Here is a 24,230-nt window from a genome sequence, read left to right as displayed (position 1 = left end):
GTTACTTCTTCCGCAGGCGGATCACCACATCGACCGATGCGATTTCGACGCCTTCAGGAGCTTCCGGCAATTGTTGGATCACCAATTGGTCGGATGGTGCATCGCTCAGACGGCTTTCGTCTTCCCAATAGAAATGCGGATGGTCATGCGTGTTGGTGTCGAAATAGCTTTTGGACCCGTCAACAGTTATCTCTTGAAGCACCCCGGCATCGCAAAACGCCCGCAATGTGTTGTATACGGTCGCCAGCGAAACCGCGTCACCTTTGGCTTTTGCGGATTCAAACAGGCTTTCCGCTGTCACATGACGATGCAGACCGTCGCCCACAAGCAATTCGGCCAAAGCAACCCTTTGGCGCGTGGGGCGCAAACCTGCGTCAACCAACCAATTTGCAGCGATCTCACGGCTCTGAGGTGTCATGAATCCGATACCTGTGTTTTGCTGCCCCTAATATAAGTGCGCCCTGCCTGCAATTTCAAATGAAATTCATTCGCAAAGAATATTGTAGTCACAACAAGATATGGAGTGCTGGTCTTGCAGGACCTTGCATACGGGTGATAGACGAGGCCAGATGTAATAAACGGACCCAGGCAGGAGAGGCGGCAGAATGGCCCAATTCCCGAGCAGTTTTGACAAGGACGATCTGCTGAAATGCGCCCGCGGCGAACTATTTGGCCCTGGCAACGCGCAGTTGCCGGCTCCGCCGATGTTGATGATGGACCGCATTACCGAGATTTCCGGCGACGGTGGAGCGCATGGCAAGGGTCATGTGCTGGCCGAATTCGATATCACACCTGAGCTTTGGTTCTTTGACTGCCATTTCCCTGGCAATCCGATCATGCCCGGCTGTCTGGGCCTGGACGGTTTGTGGCAACTGACCGGCTTCAACCTCGGCTGGCGCGGCTGGCAAGGACGTGGCATGGCAGTTGGCGTCGGAGAGGTCAAGTTGACCGGCATGGTGCGCCCGGACCGGAAGATGCTGACCTATAAGATTGATTTCAAAAAGGCGATCCAGACGCGCCGCCTGACCATGGGTGTGGCAGATGGCATCGTCGAAGCCGATGGCGAATTGATATACGACGTCAAGGATATGAAGGTCGTTCTGTCAGACGCCTGAGCCTGACCGGCCGCAATAAGGAGTACGCACATGCGTCGAGTAGTCGTCACCGGTCTGGGGGTTGTGTCCTCGATCGGGAACAATGCCGAAGAGGTGCTCGCCTCGCTCAAAGCAGGCAAATCCGGCATCGTAGCAAGCGAACAGATGGTCGAGCACGGCTTTCGCAGCCAGATCGCCGGTTCGCTGAAAATCGATGTGGCCGATCACGTGGACAAGCGGACCCTGCGGTTCATGGGTCCTGGTGCTGCCTATGCCCATATCGCGATGAATCAGGCCATCGCGGACGCCGGGCTGACCGAAGATCAGGTGGTCAATCCGCGCACAGGTCTGGTGGCAGGTTCGGGTGGACCATCGACCAGCGCGATGTTGACTGCGCACCAAACCGTGCTGAAAACCGGCGCAACCAAACGGATCGGCCCGTTTGCAGTGCCAAAGTGCATGTGTTCGACGATTTCTGCGAACTTGGCGACCGCGTTCAAAATCAAAGGTATCAACTACTCGATCACCTCGGCCTGCTCGACCTCGCTGCACTGCATCGGCAATGCGGCTGAACAGATCATGCTGGGAAAGCAGGATGTGATGTTCGCAGGTGGAGGAGAAGAGCTGGACTGGACCCTGTCCTGCCTGTTCGACGCGATGGGTGCGATGTCGTCCAAGTACAACGACACACCTGATAAAGCCTCGCGCGCATTCGATCAGAACCGCGACGGATTTGTGATTTCCGGCGGTGGCGGCATCGTGGTTCTGGAAGACCTCGAGCATGCGCTGGCACGCGGTGCGAAAATCTATGCCGAAGTAACCGGCTATGCCGCGACATCTGATGGGCACGACATGGTGGCACCATCCGGCGAAGGCGGCGAGCGCGCGATGCGTCTGGCGCTGTCGACTGTACCCGAAGGCCGCAAGGTCGGCTACATCAATGCCCACGGCACCTCGACCCCAGTGGGCGACGTCGGAGAAGTCGAAGCCGTACGCCGTATCTTTGGTGAAGGCAGTGTGCCTCCGATTTCATCGACAAAATCGATGACCGGTCACGCGCAAGGCGCAGCGGGCGCGCTTGAGGCGATCTTCTGCCTGCTCATGCTGGAACATGATTTCATTACTCCGTCGATCAATGTCGACACACTTGCCGACGGCATCCTGCCCGGTGAAATTGCAACTCAAGTGGTTGAAAACGCAGGCTTGGACAGCGTGATGACCAATAGCTTCGGCTTTGGCGGCACCAACGGATCCATGGTTCTGTCGAAGTATAACGGGTGAACAAGATGTCGGATATTCTCAAGGGTAAACGCGGCCTGATCATGGGCGTGGCTAATGACCGCTCTATCGCGTGGGGCATCGCCAAAGCCATGCACGAAGCAGGCGCTGAGTTGGCTTTCACCTATCAGGGCGAGGCGTTTGGCAAACGGCTTGAACCGCTGGCCCAAAGCTTGGGCAGCGACTTCATGGTCGATGCGGATGTGACCGATGATGATTCACTGGATCGCGCGTTTGGCGAGTTGTCCGCCCGCTGGCCAACAATAGATTTTGTTGTCCACGCTATCGCTTATTCGGACAAGTCCGAACTGACCGGTCGATTCTTGAACACCACGCGGGCAAACTTCAAACACTCGCTGGATGTGTCGGCCTATTCGTTCATCGAAGTTGCCCGTCGCGCCTATCCGCTGATGAAGGACAATGGCGGCACATTGTTGACCCTGACCTATCAGGGATCGAACAAGGTTGTGCCAAACTACAATGTCATGGGCGTCGCCAAGGCTGCGCTGGAATCGGCGACGCGCTATCTGGCGAACGATCTGGGCCCCGAGGGTATTCGCGTGAACGCCATCTCGCCCGGCCCGATGAAAACATTGGCGGGTGCGGCTATTGGTGGTGCACGCAAGACCTACAAGTTCTGCGACCAGAACGCACCGATGCGTTCGAATGCCACGCTGGAGGCCGTCGGAGGCACCGCCGTGTATCTTGCGTCCGACGCCGGCAGCTATACTTCGGGTGAGATCATCCGCGTCGATGGCGGGTATCATATTCTGGGCATGCCCCAGCCAGAGGCCATGTGACTATATCTTTCCCTGCGGGTGCCAAGATTTGAACATCTTTGCCCCGCAGGGATTACGATATGAGCAAACTTGAACAGATCCTTGCGAGCAACACGCGCTCGCCAGCTTTGAAACGCAAATCAGGAAGCGGACGTGCGCGTCTTTTGCTGCTGATTCTCACATCGCTGCTGATTGCCTTTGTGTTTCTGACCCAACCGCCCGTGCGCGATGCGATTGAGCCGTTGTTGTCACATATCCCGGGCCTTTGATCCAATCAGCGTCAGTTGATCGAAACGATTTCGATATCGAAGACCAGATCTTGCCCCGCTAATGGATGATTTGCATCCAAGGTCACCGTCGCCTCATCTACCTCGACGACAGTCACTGGCAATGCCTGACCGTCAGGAGTTTGCATCTGTAACTGCGTGCCGGGTTCAAGCGGAATGTCATCCGGGATGCCTTCACGCGGGATCTGCTGCCGCATGCCCGGATTGATCGGGCCATAGGCGTCAACGCAATCGATCTCGACACGCTTCTTCTCGCCAATCTCCATGCCCGGCAGGGCAGCGTCCAGACCGGGTATGATCTGCCCGGAACCAACCGCAAACTCCAACGGATCGCGCCCCTCGGAACTGTCGAAGACTTTGCCGTCCAGCAGAGTTCCGGTGTAGTGGATGCGAACCGTGTCGCCTTGTTTGATTGCGGTCATGATGGCCTCCGGCCTGAAAAGAAATGAACGGCGCAGCCTAGAGGCTGACACAGCATTGTAAACCCTGCCCTCTTTAACCCCGGAACCGGTTGTGTTTACCTGCGCCCGATCAGGGGAGGATCGGATGGCTATCACCACGTGTGTATTCGACGCTTATGGCACTCTGTTTGACGTGGCCGCCGCCGCAAGGCAGGCCGCAGCGGAACCGGAGTTCGAAACGTTGGCTGATAAATGGCCCGAGTTGGCCAATCACTGGCGTTTAAAGCAACTGCAATATACTTGGTTGCGTGCTGTCGCTGATGCGCATTGTGACTTTTGGGATGTCACGCAAGATGGGCTGGATTGGGCCTTGGAAGCGGTTGGCCTTCAAGGGGATATCACCCTTCGGCAGCGTCTGCTTGATTTGTATTGGGAATTGCAGGCCTACCCCGAGGTCCCCGATATGTTGAAGGCGCTGAAGGCCGGTGGGTTGCAGACCGCCATCTTGTCCAACGGTTCACCCCCGATGCTGAACGGGGCGGTGCAGTCTGCCGGGATCGGTGATGTGCTGGATGATGTTCTGTCGGTCGAAAGCGTGGGGGTCTTCAAACCCCATGCCAGCGTATACGATCTGGTGCAGAACCGCTTCGGCTGCGCGCGCGATGAAGTGCTGTTCGTCAGCTCAAACGGGTGGGACGCTGCCGGGGCCAGTGGCTATGGATTTGTCACAGCTTGGGTCAACCGCGCTGGCGAACCAATGGATCGCCTGCCGTGGAATCCTGCACATGTGCTGCCGGACCTGACGACGATCCCACAATTGGCAGGGCTTTGATGGCATATTTCACCACCTCGGACGGCAAACGCCTGTACTATGAAGATACCGGCACGGGCCATCCTCTGCTTTGCTTGGCTGGCTTGACGCGCAACTGCCGCGACTTTTCATTTCTTGCGCCACATATGAGTGATCTTCGTATGATTGCGATGGATTATCGCGGGCGCGGCAAGTCCGATTTTGATGCGAACTACATGAATTACAACATCCTGCGCGAGGGGCTGGATGCGGTTGAACTGCTGGATCAACTGGGCTTGAAGAAAGTGACCCTGTTGGGCACATCACGCGGGGGGCTGATCGCCATGGCCTTGGCCGCCAGCCATCCTGACCGTCTGGCAGGTGTGATATTAAATGACGTTGGCCCGGTAATCGAACCCGCCGGCATTGCCAAGATTATGGACTATGTCGGCAATCCCCCAAGTTCACAATCCTATGATGAGGCTGCGCAGGTCCTGCACGCGATGATGGCACCTCAGTTCCCCGGCGTTGCTCAGGACGTCTGGAAACAGCAGGTAGAACATCAATACATTCAAACCGATACCGGGCTGGAGTTGCGCTATGACCCCGCATTGCGACAAGCGTTGATCGAGCAGGCCGCCATCACCCCAACGCCGGATCTGTGGTCTTTGTTCGACGCCCTGAGCACGATCCACACCGGCGTGATCCGCGGTGCAAATTCCGACTTGTTGAGCAAAGCCACGGTGCAGAAGATGCACGCACACCACCCCGAATTGATCTCGACCGAAGTGCCGGACCGAGGACATGTCCCGTTCCTGAACGAGCCTCAATCCCTAGACCTGATCCGCAAGATACTGGACGCCAAATGAGCAACATAGACATGATCGAATCCGCCGCCGAGCGGCTGAAAGGTCACGTGCGCGAGACGCCACTTCTGTCATCGCCTTTCCTGGATGAAATCGCGGGTCGCCGCGTGCTGATCAAACCCGAATGCCTGCAACACACCGGCAGCTTCAAATTTCGCGGCGCGTGGTCAGCTATTTCGGCATTGGATGAGGCGGCGCGCAACCGGGGCGTCATCGCCTATTCCTCGGGCAATCACGCACAGGGTGTTGCCTATGCAGCGGCTCAACATGGAGTCTCGTCCGTCATCGTCATGCCCTCGGATGCGCCGAAGCTGAAGATTGAAAACACCCGCGCGCTGGGCGGTGAGGTCGTCCTTTATAACCGCGCCAGCGAAAGCCGCGAAGACATCGGCGAGGCATTGGCTGCCGAGCGCGGTTTGACCTTGATCCGGCCTTATGACGAACCGCAAGTGATCGCTGGCCAGGGAACAACGGGACTGGAGCTGGCGCGTCAGGCACGGGCGCTGGGCGTGACCGAAGGTGACGTGCTGATCTGCTGTGGCGGCGGCGGGCTGACATCTGGTATAGCGCTGGCATTAGAGCGTCACGCGCCCGGTCTGCGCCCTCGTCCATGCGAGCCTGAAGGGTTCGAAGACGTGAAACGCTCGCTGGCAAGCGGGACGATCCAAAGCAACGACGCTACTTCGGGAAATATCTGCGACGCAATCCTGACGCCACAGCCGGGGCAGATTACCTTTCCCATCCTACAGCGGCTTTGCGGCCCTGGTCTGTCGGTATCTGAACAGGAATCACTACGCGCCATGGCCCTTGCGTTTCTGCGTCTGAAGATCGTGCTGGAACCGGGCGGAGCTGTTTCGCTGGCCTCCGCCCTGTTTCGCAAGGATCAGATTGATGGGGATGCGGTGATCGTAGTCGCCTCGGGCGGCAACGTGGATCCGCAGATCTTTGAACGGGCGTTGGAATTCCTTACCTGACAATCGCTTACAGCCGGTGCAAAATCCGATCGTAGTCGTTTTAACCGACACCCTGAGCAGACGGGGACGCTAAACATGCATATCGCTGACCTCAAAGATGTTCGGATACACTACCGAATTGATGGCGACGCCGCTGGCGCCCCCATCGTGTTTGCTAATTCACTGGGTACGGATATGCGGCTGTGGGACCCGATATTGTCGCTACTGCCCAAAGGCCTGCGCATCATTAGGTACGACAAACGCGGGCACGGATTGTCATCAGCACCTTCAGCGCCCTATTCCATGGGAAATCTGGTGCGCGACGCCGAGCAATTGCTGGATTATCTAGAAGTCAAGGATTGCGTATTCGTGGGTCTGTCCGTCGGTGGCATGATTGCGCAGGGCCTGGCGGTCAAGCGTATGGATCAGATCCGCGCGCTGGTGCTGTCGAATACGGCCGCCAAGATCGGCACTCCCAAGATGTGGCAGCATCGTATGGATGCTGTCCGTACCGGCGGGATCGAGGCACTGGCGGATGCCACCATGGATCGGTGGTTCTCGAAATCATTTCGCGCCAGCGCCGAGATGACGCTTTGGCGCAACATGATGGTCCGACAACCGGTCGATGGCTATCTGGGCTGTTGCGCTGCAATCTCGGGCACCGATTTCTATACGCCAACCAGCGGATTGCGCCTGCCGACCTTGGGGATTGCGGGCAGCGAAGACGGCTCAACCCCGCCCGATCTGGTGCGCGAAACGGTCGATCTGATCCCTGGTTCACGCTTTGCGCTGATCCGAAAGGCAGGCCACCTGCCCTGCGTCGAGCGCCCTCAGGACTTTGCCCAATTGATTGGTGATTTTCTGACCGAGATCGGACATATTTGAAGGAGGGATTGTTGGCAGATTTCTTGCTTGTACATGGCTCTTGGCACGGTGCCTGGTGCTGGCGCGATCTGATCACGGAATTGACCACATTCGGACATACCGCCCGCGCCATCGATATGCCAAGCCACGGCTCGGACCCGACGCCTATCCGCGATGTCACCCTTGGAACGTGCAGAGATGCCGTGCTGAAGGCTTCGACACCAAAGACCATCATCTTAGGGCACTCGTGGGGTGGATATCCAGTAAGTGCGGCTGCCGAGACCGACCCGAACGCCATGCGAGGTGTGATTTATCTAAGTGCCTATGTTCCGAAATCCGGGCTATCTATGGTCGAAATGCGCAAACGAGCCCCACGCCAACTGATCGGAAATGCCGTCGAAGTATCCGGCGACGGGTTGTCGTATTCGGTGGTACCGGATCAGGTGCACGACCTGCTTTATCACGACTGCGCGCGCGAGGTGGTTGCCTATGCATTCGCGCGCCTGTGCCCCCAGGCGATCGCACCGCAGACTACCCCACTAGACGTCGGCGATAACTTCGCGCGCGTTCCAAAAGGGTACATCAGAACTACCGATGACCGAATCGTTCCAACCGAATATCAGGCCGAGATGGCGGGTTGTGCGGACCCTGATATGCACCTCACGATAGACAGCTCTCACTCGCCGTTTTTTTCGCATCCTGAGCATCTTGCCGGGTTGATGCACCAGATCTCGCAACGAATGTAGCCAGCCACCGTCGATGTCCCGACCCCGATACGCCGTGCGCCGATCTGTTTGGTTGTCGCACACTGAACCGATGACCCACACAACGCTTATCAATAGGTGGATTCTTTTGCGTCTACCCCACTTTGGCAGAACAACGACACATCCGTGACGGTTTCCACCTTGCAGGTCCCGCCGGGACGGGTCACCGTGATCCCGTTAGGGAGCGGGAAAACACATGCAAACCATCAAAGCAGCCGTATGCCGGGCCTTCGGCGAACCTCTGGTCATCGAAGACATCCTGATCGCACCACCCGGCATGGGCGAGGTCGAGGTCACGCTGGATGCAGTGGCGATTTGCCATTCGGACATTTCCTTTGCAAGCGGCGCATGGGGCGGCCACTTGCCCGCGGTTTACGGGCACGAAGCGGCTGGCATCGTTTCTGCTGTTGGCGAAGGCGCAGGGGATTTCAAACTTGGTGATCCCGTTGTGGTAACCTTGATCCGCGCCTGCGGGTCCTGCCCGTCCTGTGCCGGTGGCATGCCCACCATTTGTGAAACACCTTATGACACGGTGAAAGGTCCGCTGCAGACTGCCGACGGTGATGCGCTGGAACAGGCCATGGCATGCGGGGCCTTTGCCGAAAAGGTAGTTGTCAGCCACCGACAAATCGTCCGCATTCCCGAAACGCTGCCCAAGGACCTTGCCAGCCTGCTGTCCTGCGGGGTGATCACCGGTGTTGGTGCAGCAGTCAACGCCGCCCAGCTTCGCCCCGGGCAGGACGTGGTTGTCATCGGCGCCGGGGGCGTCGGCTTGAACGCAATCCAAGGCGCACGTATTGCCGGAGCTCGCCGTATCGTTGCGGTCGATATGACACAGGATAAGCTGGATATCGCAATGGAGTTCGGCGCGACCCATGGTGTTTTGGCCAGCCAGAAAGAGCCGTGGAAAGCCGCCTACAAGGCGCTGGGCGGACGTGGCGCAGACGCCGTCTTGATTACTGTTGGTGCAATCCCCGCCTATGATCAGGCCCCGCGTTATCTTGGTCGGGGCGGTAAGGCGATCATGATCGGGATGCCCCATTCTGGTGACATGTCCAGTTACGAACCCGTCGTGCTGGCCGCGCTTGGCCAGGGCATGGTGGGCTCAAAAATGGGCGATGTAGTGATCCAGCGAGACATCCCCTGGATGATCGATCTGTATGAACAGGGGCGGCTGAAACTGGACGAGTTGATCTCGGGTCGCTGGACCCTGTCACAGATCAATGAGGCCATCGAAGACACCAAGTCCGGTGCGGCCAAACGCAATGTAATCTTGTTTGATCGCGACTGAACCCCGCAAAAGGAACACCCGATGAAACTGCAAGATCTCGATGTCATTGTCACCGCGCCTCCGGCACCGGGTTGGGGTGGGCGCTATTGGATTTTGGTCAAGGTCACCACGGATACGGGCGTGATCGGTTGGGGGGAATGCTACGCGTCCTCGGTTGGTCCCGAAGCCATGACTCATGTCATTCGCGATGTATTCGAACGGCACATGCAGGGCGAAAACCCCGAGAATATCGAGTTGATGTTCCGCCGCGCCTATTCCAGCGGCTTCACTCAGCGACCAGACCTGACCGTCATGGGTGCGTTCTCAGGGCTCGAAATTGCCTGCTGGGACATTTTGGGCAAGGATCGTGATCGTCCGGTCTATGCGCTGCTGGGCGGGCGGATGAACGACCGTATCCGGGCGTACACCTATCTCTACCCACTTCCTCAGCATAACCTGACGGACTTCTGGACTTCACCTGAGCAGGCCGGAGAAAGTGCTGCTGAAATGGTCCGGCGCGGCTATACCGCCGTCAAGTTTGATCCCGCCGGGCCTTATACGATCCGCGGTGGGCACATGCCCGCTATGTCCGATATCTCAATGTCGATAGCGTTTTGCAAAGCGATCCGTGAGGCAGTTGGAGACAAGGCCGATCTGCTGTTCGGCACTCATGGTCAGTTCAACACAGCCGGAGCTATACGTTTGGGCCAAGCGCTCGAACCCTGTTCGCCGCTGTGGTTCGAAGAACCCACACCCCCCGACATGATCGAGGATATGGCCCGTGTGGCGCGCAATGTCCGTATCCCTGTCGCGACCGGTGAACGGATGACAACCAAAGCGGAATTTGGCGCGGTCCTGCGCGCCGGGGCCGCCGAAATCCTTCAGCCTGCGTTGGGACGCGCTGGCGGTATATGGGAGATGAAGAAAGTCGCCGCAATGGCCGAGGTTTTCAACGCCCAGATGGCACCCCATCTGTATGCGGGACCGATCGAGTGGGCGGCGAATATTCATCTGGCGGCGTCGATCCCGAACCTGCTGCTGCTTGAAAGCATCGAGACCCCATTCCACGATCAACTGATAAAGGGAAGCATCCGCGTCGAGGAGGGGTTCGTCACTCCTCCGACCGAGCCCGGCCTTGGTATCGAAGTCGATGAAGGCCTTGCCCGAGCCCATCCCTACAAAGGTGACGGGCTGCACCTACAGATGCAGGAAACCCCATGTGACTATGCAAATGGGAATGCGTTTCAAGGCGGTGCACCCGCAACCGAAGGGTAACAATCGACAGGCGAGCAAGCCGATCAGTTCGAGACATACCCCGCGATGACCTGCAACAGTTTAAAGGCTGTGGCTGCATCGTTCTCGACGACCGCCAGAAATTCCTCCTCACCGATCCGTAGGCAGGACAGTTCCGTTTCAGCCACCATGCTCAACGCCCGAGGCTCTTTTCGGATCAACCCCAGCTCTCCCACCAACGCGCCCGCACCAACCGTTGTGATCAGTTGATCGGCCTCGCCCGAACGCGGCAGGTACAATCCTGCCTCGCCCTCAAGGATGACATAGGCGCCATCGGTTGGCTGATCATCCTTCAGAAACACCACCTGGCCAGGTTTCGCTTCGAACCAGCGCGCACCAAAGGCCAGCAGTCGAAGCTGGCGACGGTCGAGCCCAGAGAACAACGGGGTCTGCTCAAGCGCACGCAATTTGCGTACCAAATCGGCAGACGCAGCACCGTCGCCGTCGACGTCGGTTGGGCCTTCACCCGTCACGACCCGGCCCTGACGGATTTCAACATACATGTCGAAAACATCTGGATTTTCGAACGCATCATTTAGGTAGATTACAGTAGTTTCGGGCAGCAATTCACGCAGATTTTTATAAACTGCGACCTGTGTCTCCATATCATAGCTGGCAAGCGCGGTTTCCAGGATCAGAATATCGGGCTTTTTGATCGCAGCGCGGGTAAAGGCTAGCGGTTCGGCAAAAACGGCAGGCAAGTTCTGGCCGCCAATCGAGACCGGCACATCATAGATCAGTTCCACCACCATCGGTCGCGCCCCGTTCTCGGCCAGAACATCGACGATCAGTTTGCGCGCCTCGTCGGTCCGCGCACCGCCGATCTGGCTGACCTTGCCAAACAGTGCGTTTTCCATAACCGTCAAACCGGGTGCAAAGGCATCTTCATCCAACGGGACGAATACATCGTGCAACGGTTCCAGCAATTTGGCCGAGTGGCTGTGGCGAAGCTCAAGAATGCGGTTCTTCAGCTCATTCGAAAACGCCGGGCCAATCTGCTCGGCCGAGATCACAAATGGCACCGAAAGCAAGCTAGCCAATTGTTCGTCATCCAGCCCGTTTGCGCCTTCCTTCCGGGTTTGCTCGACCAATTCAACCGCGGCCTCGTAGGTCTGGGCCTCAAGCCCCAGCTTGCGGAACAGAGGGTGATCCGTTCCATCAAGCCCAAAGATCTGGCGCAGCATCTCAATAACGTCGCGTGTCAAACTGATCAGGGTTTCATCCAACCCCAACTCGCGCAACTGGCCTAGAAACACGGTTTGCTGTGCCAGCAATTGCCGTGTCACTGGAACACAAGGGGTGGCAAACAACAGGTTCTCAGCAACAGGTAGCGCAGGGTTATACGCGCAGCGATCGAAAATCAGCGCCTGCTGATCAAGCCCGGCCTCGCGCACCGCCTTCTGCACCCGAGGGCGCAATTCGACCAGCTTTGCTGCCAGTTCCGGGCGCTCATTCGCATCAAACACCTGCTCGGCACCGCGCTGAAACAACGCCGCGCCCGAGCCCATGCCATCGATCAGTTTCAGCCACCAATCGCGCAGCCGCGCCGTATCGTCAAAACCCGCCATTCCGGGGTCAAGCCATTCGGCGTTGAATGGATCAGCACTATTGCCTGCCCTCAGCGTCTCGGGGAAATCCGGATCCTCGGTGGACTTGGACAATGGATGTGACCGCATCGGCATCATCACATTTTCACCTAACGTGCCCTGAAACATTATGGGGCGCGAGGTTGCTAGACCTATTCGTTGGGCAACAACGCTTTGATGCAGGCCAGCCATATTGATGCCGCCGATTTCAATACGGCCAGAGGTTGGCAGAATCTCGCGGGTCAGCAACTCGGTCAGCGCATGGCGATCTTCCTCGCTGGTGGCCGAAATGCCGACAGTTTTACCTGCTGGGAACGTCAGGTCCAGATCATCCAAAACCTGATTGCCGTCGATATCACGAACCGAGACTTGATTCAGTACGATATCGCCATTCAGATGTGGACGATCCGCTGGCTCTCCGTCAAACAGGGCCTCATCAATCATTCCATCCGGTGCGAAACGATCAATCACAACATCCCATCGCAGCGACATGTCCTGCGTTTGATTATAATAGGTCAGCAGTTCTTTCCAGGGTGAGCTCAAGTCTTTGTAAGCCGCCAGCGCAGCCACCAGAGCACCCAGCGAAACAGACCCCTGCAACACCAGCAGGCCACCGACAAGGTAGAACATGAATGGCGTCAGCTGCGATATGAAGTTGTTGATGAACTTCATAAAGAACTTCTTCTGATAGATCTCAAAGCGGATGGCGAACAGGCGCCCCAGCTGATCCGAGATCATCGCCCGCCGATAACGCCAACCGCCATTGGCGCGCAGGGTCGAAGCACCGGCAGCGTTCTCGCCGATCTGGGCAGCCAAAACGCGGACCTCTTGAATGCGCTTCTTGTTCAGAAGATTGATCTGGCGTTGCAATCGCGGGATCAACCAGGCCTGCAGCGGGATCAACGCCACCGCGGCCAGTCCGAACCAAACGCTTTGGAGGAACAGAAAGGACAGGATCGTGATCATTTGTCCGGCCTGCAGCACGGGCTGACTGATCGCATCCCCCATCAGCCCACCCATCGGTTCGCTTTCAGCGGTTATCATCGAGACCATTTCGCCCTGACTGACCCGCTCAAAATATGGTTGTGGGAAGCGAAGCGCGCGGTTGATCAACTGATAGCGAAAGCGACGCAGCATACGCTCGCTCAGAACACCCTTCATGGTGTTGATACGCATCTTCATCAGCCCGTGCGCCAGCACCGCAGCCAGAAAGGCAAAGCACAGGATCATCAGAAAAGTGGTCTGCGTCAGGCTATAACCCCAGACATCGACAATCTGACTTGTCGCGCCGATTGCGTCATTGATGATGCGCTTGGGCAGCTCCAACGTCAGGTAAAGCAAAGGAAACAAGGTCGACGTCACGGCCAGCAAAATCAACTGGTCGCGCTTCGAGTATTTCCAGATGAACTGAAAGATCGATCGTTCTATTGAACCCGCCCCTACTAACGATCCGCCGCTCAAATCACTGATTTTGGCGTGAATACAACGGGCCGAATTTACCGCAATCGTATCCTCGGACGCAAATGAATTTCCGATTTGCGCCTAATTTGCGTTGTGTGAACAAGTTCATTTGCGCGTTTCGCGTTTACCCCCTAATCTCCTGATTCAGGACGATATCGGGAGGATTCATTTGCCTGCCAGCTTTGGCGCTGTGTTTCTGTTGCTGTGCCTGCTTCAGATCAAACACATGTTCGCCGACTATTATTTACAGACGCCCAAGATGCTTTCCGGGCGAGGCACGTATTTCCACATGGGGCGCGCGCAACATGCTGCTGTGCATGTTGTGGGTTCGGTCGTGATTTTCGCGCTATTTCGCGCCCCGATTGAATTCATACTGATCATCGCTGCGTTGGAATGGATCGTGCATTTCCACATCGACTTTGCCAAAGCCAACTATTCTGACCGCAAACAGTTGCAACCCAATCAGGCCGCTTTTTGGCGTGCCGCTGGTCTGGATCAGTTGTTTCACAACCTTACTTATATTGGCATGGCCTGGGCTTGGGTGGCTTTCGCGGCTTAAGCTTCAGGGTACCACCGGTCGGTTCCGCTTGATCGTCCGCAGCACGACATTCGTTTGCGCGCTGGCGACGGCGGGCAATCGAAACAAGAAATCTTCCAGAAACGTGTTGTAAGCAGACAGATTCCTGCACAAGACACGCAGATGATAATCCGCCTGACCTGTCGTGGCGTAGCATTCCTGCACTTCGGGGCTGATCTCGACGGCACGGATGAAGTCAACAATCTTGTCCGGGTCATGCCGGGTCAGGTGAACATGCACGATTGCTTCGAACGTCAACCCCATCTCGGCAGGGTTCACCAAAGCGCCATACCGTTCGATCACCCCAGCCTCTTCCAGCGCGCGCACCCTGCGCCACAGGGCGGAGGCTGACATGCCGACAGCATCTGCCAATTCGGCGTTTGAAACCCGGCTGTCATTTTGAAGCAGCGTCAGAATGCGGTGGTCCCGATCATCAAGAGTGGTCATCTCGGAAAGATTCATCCGTAAATATAACTAAATCTGGTGAATCCTATCATATTTTGCAGAACTCGCACAAACTCTGAAACAGAAATTCACCTGCGGGGGGTTAAAATAACCGAACACCAAAGACAAAAACCCATGGACGCGCAGCAATGAGCCACCACGAACCCTCCCCCCGCACCTATCGGCTTGAAGACCGCTATACCCTGACGCAGGGCCGGGTTTTTCTAACAGGCACGCAAGCCTTGGCGCGGATTATGATGGACCAGGCCCGACGCGACCGTCAGGCCGGGCTGAATACGGCGGGGTTTGTCTCGGGGTATCGCGGATCGCCACTGGGCGGGCTGGATCTTGAGCTATGGCGCGCAAAGGACCGACTGAAGACGGATCGCATCACGTTTATGCCCGCCGTGAACGAAGACCTCGGCGCAACGGCGGTTCTGGGTGCGCAACAGGCCATTTTGGACCCGTATTGCGAGGTCGAGGGCATCTTTTCGATGTGGTACGGTAAAGGCCCCGGTGTCGACCGATCAGGCGATGCATTGAAACATGGGAATGCATATGGGTCTGCGCCAAAAGGTGGCGTGCTGGTCGTGGCAGGCGATGATCATGGTTGCGTCAGTTCTTCGATGCCCCATCAGTCGGATGTGGCCTTCATGTCGTGGTTCATGCCGACATTGAACCCAGCCTCGGTCGAGGAATATTTGGAATTCGGCGAGTACGGGTTCGCTCTGTCCCGTTTCTCAGGCACGTGGGTCGGGTTCAAGGCGGTCTCGGAAACGGTCGAAAGCGCGCGGTCCGTCGATCTGCACCCGGATCGCAGCTTTTCCCTGCCGCAGATCGACTTGCCCGAACGCGGCTTGCACGTCCGCACCGCCGATTTACCCTCGCCCGAGATCGAGACCCGCATCCAACACAAGTTGCGCGCCGTTAGGGCCTTTGCCGAAGAAAACCCCATCGACCGGCGTATTTATGACATCGACAACGCGAAGTTCGGCTTCGTGACCACCGGCAAGGGGCACCTCGATCTCATGGAGGCGCTGCGTTTGCTGGACCTTGATGAAGCCGCCTGTCGCCGCTTGGGGATCGACATCTACAAGGTTGGCATGGTCTGGCCGCTGGCCCGTCGCAACGCGTTGCGCTTTGTGAAAGGCAAGGCCGAGGTTCTGGTCGTCGAGGAAAAGCGCGGCATCATCGAAAGCCAATTCAAAGAATATTTCTATGACTGGCCCGGCGACAAACCCCATAAGATGGTAGGTAAATATGACAGCCATGGCGAACCGCTGATCCCATGGACCGGGGAACTCAGCCCTTTGATGCTGGCCCCTATTGTTGCCGCCCGACTTAACACGTTCTTCCCTGAAGAAAACCTGCCTGCCAAAGCGCGTGCACTGACTGAGACAGAACCTTCCGTGATCAACGTCCCGGGCGCAACACGGACACCCTATTTCTGCTCGGGCTGCCCGCACAATACATCAACCAAAGTTCCAGAAGGCTCTACCGCTGCCAGCGGCATTGGTTGCCACGTAATGGCATCTTGGATGGATCGCGAGACGGTCGGGTATGCACAGATGGGAGGCGAAGGCGTACCCCATGTGGCGGCCTCACAATTCAATGGCGGAAAGCATATCTTCCAGAACCTTGGCGAAGGGACGTGGTACCATTCTGGATCACTCGCGATCCGTCAGGCGGTCGCGGCAGGGACAAATATCACCTATAAAATCCTCTACAATGATGCGGTCGCAATGACCGGAGGGCAACCAGTGGATGGACCTGTCAGCGTTGCAGGCATTGCCCAAACCTGCCGGGCTGAAGGCGTTGCGCGGATCGCGCTGGTCTCGGACAACATTGCCAAGTTTCACCGATCCGATTTCCCGGCTGGCACCACATTCCACGACCGGGCAAAGATGGACAGCCTGCAACGCGAACTGCGCGACATACCCGGAGTCACGGTCCTGATCTATGAACAGACCTGCGCCACCGAGAAACGCCGCCGCCGCAAGCGTGGGGCAATGGAGGACCCCTCGACGTTCGTCTGGATCAATGATCTTGTCTGCGAAGGTTGCGGCGATTGTTCGGTGGCATCGAATTGCCTGAGCGTTGAGCCGCGAGAAACCCCGCTGGGGCGCAAGCGCAAGATCAATCTAAGTTCGTGCAACAAGGATTTTTCGTGCTTGAACGGGTTCTGTCCGAGTTTTGTGACCGTTGAGGGCGCAACCCGACGAAAGCGCGCCATCGAAATGGACTTCAATGCGCTTGAAACAGGCCTGCCGGACCCAAAGCTTCCATCTTTGGACACACCGTTTGATCTGCTTGTGACAGGCGTGGGTGGCACTGGGGTTGTCACGGTTGGGGCCCTGATCACTATGGCCGCGCATCTGGAAGGCAAAGGTGCCTCGGTCCTGGATTTCACCGGATTTGCGCAGAAATTCGGCACGGTACTCAGTTACATCCGCCTTGGCGCAGCTCCGGATGCGCTTAACCAAGTACGCATAGATCAAGGCGCTGCGGATTCGGTGATTGGCTGTGATGTGGTGGTGAGTTCGGCCCCCAAAGCCTCAACTCATTATGCCCGCGGGACACGCGTTGTGCTGAACAGGGCTGAGATGCCCACCGGCGATCTTGTCCTGCGTCGCGATGCCCAATTGCGGGTCGATAAGCGGGAACAGGCGATCGCAGATGTGGTTGGGGTGGACAATCTCGCCAGCCTTGACGCAAATGCAATAGCTGAGGCGCTACTGGGGGATTCCGTCTTCGCCAACGTCATTTTGCTGGGTTATGCATGGCAAAACGAGCTGGTTCCGGTATCGCACCTTGCATTGGCTCAGGCCATCTTGCTGAACGGTGTTGCCGTCGAAAAAAACCGGCTGGCCTTTGCTCTTGGGCGTTGTCTGGCGGCTGACCCCGACCGCATTCACGGGCTGGCACTACCCGAAGAGGCAAACGGCACCTTGGATCAGGTGATTGCGCGTCGGGTGGCGTTTTTGACAGATTATCAGGATGCCGCATATGCGGATCGCTATGCGCAACAGATTGAAGCAATCCGCGCGTCGAACCCGAAAATATCCGACGATCTTCTAGAATCCGTAGCCCGTAACCTGTTCCGCTTCATGGCCTATAAGGACGAGTTCGAAGTGGCCCGGCTGCAAACGTCCCAAAACTTCGACAACGAACTGAAGCAACAGTTCGAGGGAGATTTCAAAACCAGTTACCACTTCGCCCCGCCAATGCTCAGCTGGCGCAAGGACGAACGGGGCCGCCCCCTCAAGTTTGCACTGGGCCCATGGATGCGCCCGGTTCTGCGGGGACTGTCCCGTCTACGTGGTTTGCGCGGCTCGGTCCTGAACCCCTTCGGCTATCACTCCGAAGCGCGACTGCATCGAGATATCCTAAACTGGTACCAATCGCTGTTGGACATGTATCTGACAAACCCCTCCGCCCATTCCGAGGCCGAGTGGCTGGACGTGCTGTCAGCTGCGGACCAGATACGCGGTTTCGGTCCAGTACGGGAAGAAAGCTATGAGAACGCGCGCGCGATGGCGCGTTAACCAAGCACCGAGAAACTGCTATCGGTATTGACCGGTCGCTTGCGGGAATAGAAACCGGTGTTGATTGTGCGTCCAATGTAAGGCAGTTCAAACTGCATCGGCTTTTCGTCATGATCCGCACCGCCTTCGACGTAGTCGATCAGCGCAGCCATCATTTTGCCCGCAATCGGCGCGTTCTTGTATTGGTTACCGCTGGTGCCGCAGGCCATGTAAAACCCCGGCAGGCTGGACTTGTCATAGATCGGAATCCAGTCAGTCGAGGCATCATACAAATCCACCACTCCACGGGTTCTGGAGGGTATCCCCAAGCTAGGGACCCGTTGGGCATAACGCATGGCCTGCGTGGTCCATTGATCCGTAAAATCGTGGTTATAGCTTACATCATCTTCGCACCATTGATGCGGATCACAAGCCGGATCCTCGGAACCGATCAGAATATGATTGCCATGTTCTGGACGGCAATACAGCGCGATATCACTATCCGAGACAATTGTTCCTTGCGATTCGAAATCAAATCCTTCGGGCGCGGGTACATGTACCACCTCCTGCCGCAGCGGGCGGGTCCGAATTGTCATGTCGCCCAGAACCCCGGCCATTTCGTTGACAAACGCTGACCCGGGACCGGCAACATTCACCACCACTTTGGCGTGGATTTCTTCACCAGAGGCAAGCCTGACACCTGCGACGCGCCCCTGCTGCGACAGGATTTCGCGCACGTCTGCGCCCGTTCGCACTTCGGCACCATGCAGCTTGGCGGCATCCATCAGGTTTTGCGCCGACAACGCCGGATCGGTCACATAACCTGCTTTCGGCCAGAATACTGCGCCCTGAATCCGATCTCCGTTCGGTTGGCCGAACTCCGGATCATCCATGCGCCGCGCCGGGGCAAAGCTGTCCAGAGAATAGATCGGCAGACGTTCGGTAATCCGCTCAGGTGTCCATTCTTCAAACGGACAATCCAGTTCTGCGCTGTACTTCTTATGTTTCTCAAGAAACCCATTGGCCTCGGTCTTGACGACCAAACACCCGGTCTCACGAAACTGCGCCAAATCGGCTGTGTCGGGCAAGCCCAGATAGTTCGCCCAATCACGCCAATAGTGATAGCCTTCCCAGGCGAACGCGGTTCCATCGAGGGTCGAATAATGCATCCGAATTATCGCGCAAGAGCCTGCGGTCGAGCCATGCCCAACCTGCGCATTGCGATCCAACGACAGAGTTTTCCAACCGGCCTTGGACATCTCGAACGCGATGGCGGCTCCGATCACACCGGTGCCAATGATGATTGCGTCAGGTTGGTTCATGTCCTGCCCCTTCCCAGAAACGTTTCGCATACGCGCTGAATTCGGTGATTTCCTCGGGTCGCGGTTCGACCCCTGTAAAAACATAAAGGTAGTGTGGAACCATCGACAGCCTGATCGCCAATGGTTCGTTTAACTGCGCCAGATCATATCCGATCTGCATATAATATAGCACCCGCGCCCGCGTCTCTGCCTCGGTCTCATCATAGTTGAACCGGATGAACATCGCGCGCAGCGCGGCCAGGCGACGGGCATCGGACTGGTCCAGCATACGCCGCACCTTTCCCGATCTTCGTGCCCAATCCCGCACAGCAAAATCAAGCGCCGTATCAAATAGTTCGGTATTCACAACGCAGCGCTGAACATTGCACACCGCAGCCGTGATCGTTTCAGCAGGCAATTCGGATTGAGCGATCAAGGCCGCGGTATTTGTCGCCTGCCACCGCGCCAGCAGAGCATCCAGCAATTCCTGCCGCGACTTGAAATACCAGTAGAATGATGAGCGCGAGACCGCCATCCGCTCGGCAAGGTTCATGACTTTCACCTGCTCGACCCCGTCCGAAATCAGGACGTCCATGGCCACGTTCAGCCAATCATCGCGCGTGACCTTGACGTTACCAATCAGTGGCTCAGCTTCGGGATCGTCCCTGTGCAGGATGGGTTTGGTGTTCATTCAACTCTCCGGCGGTGCGCCGCCCTCTTCTGTACGGCGCGCTATGAAATCCTTCAACGCACCAAGGCGATCCGTATCTGATGCCGGTGCTTTGAAATTTGCCAGGATTTCCTTCCATACGCCTGTCGCGCGGTGGTTGGCGTCGATCGCGCCACGCTCGGTCCAGGTGCCAAAATTTGCGTAATCATGCAGGTGCGGCTCATAAAATGCGGTATTATAGCGCTCCATCGTCTGACTGGTGGCGAAGAAATGTCCGCTGGGTTCAACCTCGCTCAGCGCAGTATCAAACCCGATCTCTGCACCATTGGCCTGTGCCCCTGCACAAAGCTCGGCCACCATGTTCAACACCTCGGCATCGCAGATCATCTTCTCGAAAGATACGGTCAGGCCACCTTCGAGCCATCCGGCCGAATGAATGATCACCGTAGCCCCGGCCATCAGGCAGCCCCACAGGCCGAACTGGTTTTCATTGGCGGCCTGAACGTCGTTGATATTTGCCGCAGACCCCGCCGCAGACCGCCAGGGCAGGCCTAGATACCGGGCCAGCTGGCCCGCCGCCAAAGACGCCTGAAAATGCGAGGGTGTCCCGAATGCAGGCGCCCCTGATTTCATGTCGACATTGCTGGTAAAGGTCCCATAGCACACCGGCGCACCGGGGTTGGTAAGCTGGGTCAGCGTCAAGGCCGCAAGCGCCTCGGCATGGGACAGCGTGATGGCCCCGGCCACCGTGATCGGAGCCATTGCGCCCATCAGGGTAAAGGGTGTGATGATCGACATCTGACCATGGCGCGCAAAGTCGATCAGCCCCTGAGCCATTGGAATATCCAGCGTCCGCGGGCTGTTGGTGTTGATAATCGTGTAACAATGGGCGTTAGCGCGGAACTCCTTGTCAGACAGACCTCGCGCCGTCGAGAGCATCTCGAAGCAGTCCATCACTTGCGGCGTGCCTCGCGAGAAGAAGAACGGGAACTTATCCGTCAGCTCCATCTGCGCTTGTGTGGTGAAATAGTGCCGCACATTGGTTGGCACGTCCTGCGGTTCGACCTGCGGTGAGATCATCTGGAAGACATCAAAGTGATGAGTGAGCTTTAGGAACTCCAGATAATCCTGCCCACTCGCTGGCCGCCGACCGCGTTCCAGATCGGTCGCGTTTGGAGCGCCAGCGCCGGGTTGGAACACCAAAGAGCCCAGCTCCAAAGTGAAATCCCGGTGCCGAGCGCCTGCACGGCAGGCTATGGATTTCGGAGCTGAGGCCACCGCAGCCTCAACCATATCCCGCCCGATGAAGACCATTTCGCTGTCTTCATCCACGCGTGCGCCACCCTGCGCAAAGATCCGCCGCGCTTCGGGCAACAGAACTTTCACGCCCAACTCTTCCAGCGTGCGCAAAGCGGTGTTGTGCATTTCTGCGATTTGATCTGCGGGGAACACTTCCATCTGCGGAAACGGATTGCGCAGCTGGCGATAATTCACATCACGGCTAGGTTGCGGGGCGGCATCTGCACCGCGCCCGCGCCGTCGGCGTCTTTGGCCCAAGTCCGACATGGTCAACCTCGCATCGCTTTGCCCTGCGGGTCATAAGGCGACGGCGCAATAACGCGGGCGGGTCGTTCCACACCGACCACATGCACCGACAACTCGGTGCCCGGTTCAGCCTTGTCGCGGTTGACCAAAGCCATGGCCAGCGACTTGCCCGTGTAGTGGCCATAGCCACCCGAAGTCACAAAACCCACCCGCTCTTCCCCGGCCCAAATCGGTTCATACCCGCTGGCATCGGCATCCAGCGCGTCAACCTCAAGCGTCACTTGAACTTGCGCCGGACCGTTGCCATCGCGTTCAGCCAGCGCAGCCTCTTTGCCAACGAAATCCTTGTTCCAGTCGATCCAGCGATCCATTCCGGTCATGCCTGGCGTGTAAAGCTGAGTGAATTCTGCAGACCAGATACCAAAGCTCTTCTCAAGCCGCGTCGACAGCATCGCGTTGAATCCGCATTCGCGGATACCGTCCCCGGCCCCAGCCTCAAGCAGCATCCGGCGCAGTTCGATGTGGTCGCCATAGCGGCAGTTTATCTCATACCCTTTTTCGCCCGTCACCGACATACGCGCCACACGGGCACGCACCAGACCGATATCAAAGTCGCCGCAGCCCATGAATTTCAGGCCCGAGATATCTTGTTCTGCCAGTTTCTCGACCACAGCCTGCGATTTCGGCCCAACCACGGCAAAGCCGCAATATTCCTCGCCCAGATCGCGGATGTTCACACCGTCCATCATGTGATCATCGAACCAGCGCATATGCCATGCGCGCAGATAATAGCTGCCCATGATCCACCAGGTCCCGTCGCCCCAGTTCAGCACGGTCAGATCACCCTTGAGGCGACCGTTTTCACCCAGCATCGGAGCCAGTTTGGCACGCCCCGGTGCAGGCAGTTTCGACGCCATGATCCTGTCCAGCCAAGCCTCGGCATTTGGGCCTGTGACCTCGAAGCGCGAAAAGCCCGAGATATCCAGTAGTCCCACGCCTTCGCGGATGGTTTTGCACTCCTCAGCTACGATGTCGTGCGCGTTCGAGCGTTTCAGCGTCGGCGTCTCTTCAAAGCCCTTGGGCGCAAAGTAAAGCGGTACTTCCAGATCCCAGCTGACGCCCCATTTGCACCCCGCCTCGGTCATTGCATCATGGGCTGGGGCCATCTTCAGCGGGCGACCTGCGGGCAGTTGCTCGTTCGGATAGGTCATCACGAAACGACGGGAATAGAACTGACCGGTTGTTTCGCGGATGTAGCGTTTGTTCTGAGCGAAATCGCCATAGCGCGCCACGTCCATAGGCCATGCGTCGGCCTCAGGCTCGCCATGGATCATCCATTCGGCCAGCGTCTTACCAACGCCGCCACCCTGCAGGAATCCGGCCATCACCGCACAAGCTGACCAATAACCGCGCTTGCCTGGGACCGGACCGACCAGCGGGTTGCCATCGGGTGAGAAGGTAAACGCGCCGTTCACCCATGTTTTGATGCCAACATTCTGGATCGACGGGTACCGTTCAAAGCCCAGCGTCAGCTCGTTCTCGATCCGGTCGAGCTGTTCCTGGAACAACTCTTCACCGTAGTTCCACGGCGCACCGTCCATAGCCCAGTGCTCGTGATCGACCTCGTAGATGCCCACCAGAACGCCCTTCTGGTCCTGTCGCATATAGGTGAAGCCTTCAAGATCAACCGTCATCGGCATCTCGAAATCCGCCTCGGCCACCTCAGGCACCGTATCGGTGATCAGATAGTGGTGTTTCAGCGGCGAAACCGGCAGCTCCACTCCGGCCATGCGCCCCACCTGTTTGGCCCAGAGGCCAGCTGCGTTGACCACATGTTCACAAGTGATAGTGCCTTTGTCGGTCACAACTTCCCAACCATCCGCAGTCTGTGTCAGGCTTTCGACCCTGGTTTCTTCGTAGTATTCCGCGCCGCGTTTCTTGGCCGCTGTTGCATAAGCCTGAACCGTACCGGTTGTATCGATGTAACCTTCGCGATCCGCCCACATTGCGCCCAGCACGCCGTCGGTGGACATGATCGGGCAGCGTTTCTGCGCCTCCTCTGGCGACAACAGCTCACAGTCGTCGATGCCGATAGACTGGAAAATGCGGTAGTTGGCCTGCAGCCACTCCCACCGTTCGGGTGTACCTGCCAGCGTCAGTCCACCGGTCATGTGCAGGCCGATATTTTGGCCCGATTCTTTTTCGATCTCGCTCAGCAGATCGATCGTATAGGCTTGCAGCGACGCCATGTTCGGATCTGCGTTCAGCGCATGGATGCCTCCCGCCGCGTGCCACGAAGACCCCGAGGCCAAACGCCGCCTCTCCAGCATGACCACATCTGACCAGCCAAACTTGGCGAGATGGTACAGAACCGAGGCGCCGACAACGCCGCCACCGATGACTACGACACGATACTGAGATTTCATCCTGCGCTCCCCTGCATGACTCGCAGAGGACGCTAGAGGCACTGTTCACTTCTGTCT

Annotated in this window: 21 protein-coding genes; 13 read left to right on the top strand and 8 right to left on the bottom strand. The window is 57.5% G+C overall.

All coding sequences use genetic code 11. The features are described 5' to 3' along the window. Position 1 precedes the first annotated feature (1 nt). Positions 2–418, bottom strand: a complete 417-nt coding sequence (irrA, locus tag ACR0CZ_RS16190; RefSeq protein ID WP_170397577.1) for an iron response transcriptional regulator IrrA — start codon at positions 416–418, stop codon at positions 2–4. A gap of 187 nt (positions 419–605) precedes the next feature. On the opposite strand from irrA, the gene fabA reads away from it, so the two are divergent. The 4 genes from fabA to ACR0CZ_RS16170 are packed head-to-tail and all read left to right on the top strand — an operon-like array spanning position 606 to position 3,420. Then, positions 606–1,115, top strand: a complete 510-nt coding sequence (gene fabA, locus ACR0CZ_RS16185; RefSeq protein WP_170397581.1) for a bifunctional 3-hydroxydecanoyl-ACP dehydratase/trans-2-decenoyl-ACP isomerase — start codon at positions 606–608, stop codon at positions 1,113–1,115. Between the two features lie 30 nt (positions 1,116–1,145). Next, positions 1,146–2,375: a beta-ketoacyl-ACP synthase I gene (fabB, locus tag ACR0CZ_RS16180; RefSeq protein WP_170397584.1), complete on the top strand. Its 1,230-nt coding sequence runs from the start codon at positions 1,146–1,148 to the stop codon at positions 2,373–2,375. Between the two features lie 5 nt (positions 2,376–2,380). Then, a complete protein-coding gene (locus tag ACR0CZ_RS16175) occupies positions 2,381–3,172 on the top strand; it encodes an enoyl-ACP reductase FabI (RefSeq protein WP_170397587.1) in 792 nt (263 codons plus the stop codon). A 59-nt stretch (positions 3,173–3,231) separates the two neighbouring features. Beyond that, positions 3,232–3,420, top strand: a complete 189-nt coding sequence (locus ACR0CZ_RS16170) for a hypothetical protein (RefSeq protein ID WP_170397589.1) — start codon at positions 3,232–3,234, stop codon at positions 3,418–3,420. An 11-nt stretch (positions 3,421–3,431) separates the two neighbouring features. Here the strand turns inward: ACR0CZ_RS16170 and ACR0CZ_RS16165 are convergent, their stop codons facing one another. Continuing rightward, positions 3,432–3,860, bottom strand: coding sequence for an FKBP-type peptidyl-prolyl cis-trans isomerase (locus tag ACR0CZ_RS16165; protein ID WP_170397592.1), 429 nt, complete (start codon positions 3,858–3,860; stop codon positions 3,432–3,434). 124 nt (positions 3,861–3,984) lie between these two features. On the opposite strand from ACR0CZ_RS16165, the gene ACR0CZ_RS16160 reads away from it, so the two are divergent. The 7 genes from ACR0CZ_RS16160 (at position 3,985) to ACR0CZ_RS16130 (ending at position 10,621) form a co-directional block, all read left to right on the top strand. Further along, on the top strand, positions 3,985–4,671 hold the full coding sequence (locus ACR0CZ_RS16160) for a haloacid dehalogenase type II (protein ID WP_170397595.1): 687 nt from the start codon (positions 3,985–3,987) through the stop codon (positions 4,669–4,671). Next, positions 4,671–5,498, top strand: coding sequence for an alpha/beta fold hydrolase (locus ACR0CZ_RS16155; RefSeq protein ID WP_170397599.1), 828 nt, complete (start codon positions 4,671–4,673; stop codon positions 5,496–5,498). Before ACR0CZ_RS16160 ends, ACR0CZ_RS16155 begins: the two co-directional genes overlap by 1 nt. After that, positions 5,495–6,469, top strand: a complete 975-nt coding sequence (locus ACR0CZ_RS16150; protein WP_170397602.1) for a threonine/serine dehydratase family protein — start codon at positions 5,495–5,497, stop codon at positions 6,467–6,469. Before ACR0CZ_RS16155 ends, ACR0CZ_RS16150 begins: the two co-directional genes overlap by 4 nt. Positions 6,470–6,544: 75 nt before the next feature. Beyond that, positions 6,545–7,333, top strand: coding sequence for a 3-oxoadipate enol-lactonase (gene pcaD, locus ACR0CZ_RS16145; protein WP_170397605.1), 789 nt, complete (start codon positions 6,545–6,547; stop codon positions 7,331–7,333). An 11-nt stretch (positions 7,334–7,344) separates the two neighbouring features. Beyond that, positions 7,345–8,058 (top strand): alpha/beta fold hydrolase, encoded by a 714-nt coding sequence (locus ACR0CZ_RS16140; protein ID WP_480537217.1) that lies wholly within the window; start codon positions 7,345–7,347, stop codon positions 8,056–8,058. Positions 8,059–8,272: 214 nt separating this feature from the next. After that, complete coding sequence (locus ACR0CZ_RS16135) at positions 8,273–9,367, top strand: Zn-dependent alcohol dehydrogenase (RefSeq protein WP_170397613.1); 1,095 nt, start codon at positions 8,273–8,275, stop codon at positions 9,365–9,367. Positions 9,368–9,388: 21 nt separating this feature from the next. Continuing rightward, the gene (locus tag ACR0CZ_RS16130; RefSeq protein WP_170397615.1) at positions 9,389–10,621 is read left to right on the top strand and encodes a mandelate racemase/muconate lactonizing enzyme family protein; all 1,233 of its coding nucleotides are present in this window, start codon (positions 9,389–9,391) and stop codon (positions 10,619–10,621) included. A gap of 23 nt (positions 10,622–10,644) precedes the next feature. On the opposite strand, the gene ACR0CZ_RS16125 is transcribed toward ACR0CZ_RS16130, so the two are convergent. Further along, complete coding sequence (locus tag ACR0CZ_RS16125) at positions 10,645–13,686, bottom strand: ABC transporter transmembrane domain-containing protein (protein ID WP_170397618.1); 3,042 nt, start codon at positions 13,684–13,686, stop codon at positions 10,645–10,647. 169 nt (positions 13,687–13,855) lie between these two features. Here ACR0CZ_RS16125 and ACR0CZ_RS16120 point away from each other — a divergent pair, with 169 nt between their 5' ends. Then, positions 13,856–14,245, top strand: a complete 390-nt coding sequence (locus ACR0CZ_RS16120) for a DUF3307 domain-containing protein (RefSeq protein WP_170397621.1) — start codon at positions 13,856–13,858, stop codon at positions 14,243–14,245. A 3-nt stretch (positions 14,246–14,248) separates the two neighbouring features. On the opposite strand, the gene ACR0CZ_RS16115 is transcribed toward ACR0CZ_RS16120, so the two are convergent. After that, positions 14,249–14,710 (bottom strand): Lrp/AsnC family transcriptional regulator, encoded by a 462-nt coding sequence (locus tag ACR0CZ_RS16115; protein WP_170397624.1) that lies wholly within the window; start codon positions 14,708–14,710, stop codon positions 14,249–14,251. A gap of 146 nt (positions 14,711–14,856) precedes the next feature. Between ACR0CZ_RS16115 and ACR0CZ_RS16110 the strand changes: the two genes are divergently transcribed. After that, positions 14,857–18,252, top strand: coding sequence for an indolepyruvate ferredoxin oxidoreductase family protein (locus ACR0CZ_RS16110; RefSeq protein WP_480537218.1), 3,396 nt, complete (start codon positions 14,857–14,859; stop codon positions 18,250–18,252). On the opposite strand, the gene ACR0CZ_RS16105 is transcribed toward ACR0CZ_RS16110, so the two are convergent. Genes ACR0CZ_RS16105 through ACR0CZ_RS16090 form a run of 4 tightly spaced genes read right to left on the bottom strand, consistent with a single transcriptional unit; the run spans position 18,249 to position 24,173 of the window. After that, positions 18,249–19,553, bottom strand: coding sequence for an FAD-dependent oxidoreductase (locus ACR0CZ_RS16105; RefSeq protein ID WP_170397630.1), 1,305 nt, complete (start codon positions 19,551–19,553; stop codon positions 18,249–18,251). The genes ACR0CZ_RS16110 and ACR0CZ_RS16105 overlap by 4 nt on opposite strands. Further along, positions 19,540–20,223, bottom strand: a complete 684-nt coding sequence (locus ACR0CZ_RS16100; RefSeq protein ID WP_170397633.1) for a TetR/AcrR family transcriptional regulator — start codon at positions 20,221–20,223, stop codon at positions 19,540–19,542. Before ACR0CZ_RS16100 ends, ACR0CZ_RS16105 begins: the two co-directional genes overlap by 14 nt. Further along, on the bottom strand, positions 20,224–21,768 hold the full coding sequence (locus ACR0CZ_RS16095) for a trimethylamine methyltransferase family protein (RefSeq protein ID WP_170397636.1): 1,545 nt from the start codon (positions 21,766–21,768) through the stop codon (positions 20,224–20,226). It abuts the gene before it with no gap. Positions 21,769–21,770: 2 nt separating this feature from the next. Continuing rightward, positions 21,771–24,173, bottom strand: a complete 2,403-nt coding sequence (locus ACR0CZ_RS16090; RefSeq protein ID WP_170397639.1) for a GcvT family protein — start codon at positions 24,171–24,173, stop codon at positions 21,771–21,773. Positions 24,174–24,230: the final 57 nt, after the last annotated feature.

The sequence above is a fragment of the Ruegeria sp. H9 genome (assembly GCF_056532915.1).
The sequence above is the reverse complement of the archived record's forward strand: the minus strand, read 5'-3'. Positions and strand labels throughout refer to the sequence as shown.

What these genes read in the sequence shown, in the direction of transcription:
- irrA (WP_170397577.1), bottom strand. Translation starts at nt 418, where the DNA reads ATGACACCTCAGAGCCGTGAGATCGCTGCAAATTGGTTGGTTGACGCA.
- fabA (WP_170397581.1), top strand. Translation starts at nt 606, where the DNA reads ATGGCCCAATTCCCGAGCAGTTTTGACAAGGACGATCTGCTGAAATGC.
- fabB (WP_170397584.1), top strand. Translation starts at nt 1,146, where the DNA reads ATGCGTCGAGTAGTCGTCACCGGTCTGGGGGTTGTGTCCTCGATCGGG.
- ACR0CZ_RS16175 (WP_170397587.1), top strand. Translation starts at nt 2,381, where the DNA reads ATGTCGGATATTCTCAAGGGTAAACGCGGCCTGATCATGGGCGTGGCT.
- ACR0CZ_RS16170 (WP_170397589.1), top strand. Translation starts at nt 3,232, where the DNA reads ATGAGCAAACTTGAACAGATCCTTGCGAGCAACACGCGCTCGCCAGCT.
- ACR0CZ_RS16165 (WP_170397592.1), bottom strand. Translation starts at nt 3,860, where the DNA reads ATGACCGCAATCAAACAAGGCGACACGGTTCGCATCCACTACACCGGA.
- ACR0CZ_RS16160 (WP_170397595.1), top strand. Translation starts at nt 3,985, where the DNA reads ATGGCTATCACCACGTGTGTATTCGACGCTTATGGCACTCTGTTTGAC.
- ACR0CZ_RS16155 (WP_170397599.1), top strand. Translation starts at nt 4,671, where the DNA reads ATGGCATATTTCACCACCTCGGACGGCAAACGCCTGTACTATGAAGAT.
- ACR0CZ_RS16150 (WP_170397602.1), top strand. Translation starts at nt 5,495, where the DNA reads ATGAGCAACATAGACATGATCGAATCCGCCGCCGAGCGGCTGAAAGGT.
- pcaD (WP_170397605.1), top strand. Translation starts at nt 6,545, where the DNA reads ATGCATATCGCTGACCTCAAAGATGTTCGGATACACTACCGAATTGAT.
- ACR0CZ_RS16135 (WP_170397613.1), top strand. Translation starts at nt 8,273, where the DNA reads ATGCAAACCATCAAAGCAGCCGTATGCCGGGCCTTCGGCGAACCTCTG.
- ACR0CZ_RS16130 (WP_170397615.1), top strand. Translation starts at nt 9,389, where the DNA reads ATGAAACTGCAAGATCTCGATGTCATTGTCACCGCGCCTCCGGCACCG.
- ACR0CZ_RS16115 (WP_170397624.1), bottom strand. Translation starts at nt 14,710, where the DNA reads ATGACCACTCTTGATGATCGGGACCACCGCATTCTGACGCTGCTTCAA.
- ACR0CZ_RS16110 (WP_480537218.1), top strand. Translation starts at nt 14,857, where the DNA reads ATGAGCCACCACGAACCCTCCCCCCGCACCTATCGGCTTGAAGACCGC.
- ACR0CZ_RS16105 (WP_170397630.1), bottom strand. Translation starts at nt 19,553, where the DNA reads ATGAACCAACCTGACGCAATCATCATTGGCACCGGTGTGATCGGAGCC.
- ACR0CZ_RS16100 (WP_170397633.1), bottom strand. Translation starts at nt 20,223, where the DNA reads ATGAACACCAAACCCATCCTGCACAGGGACGATCCCGAAGCTGAGCCA.
- ACR0CZ_RS16095 (WP_170397636.1), bottom strand. Translation starts at nt 21,768, where the DNA reads ATGTCGGACTTGGGCCAAAGACGCCGACGGCGCGGGCGCGGTGCAGAT.
- ACR0CZ_RS16090 (WP_170397639.1), bottom strand. Translation starts at nt 24,173, where the DNA reads ATGAAATCTCAGTATCGTGTCGTAGTCATCGGTGGCGGCGTTGTCGGC.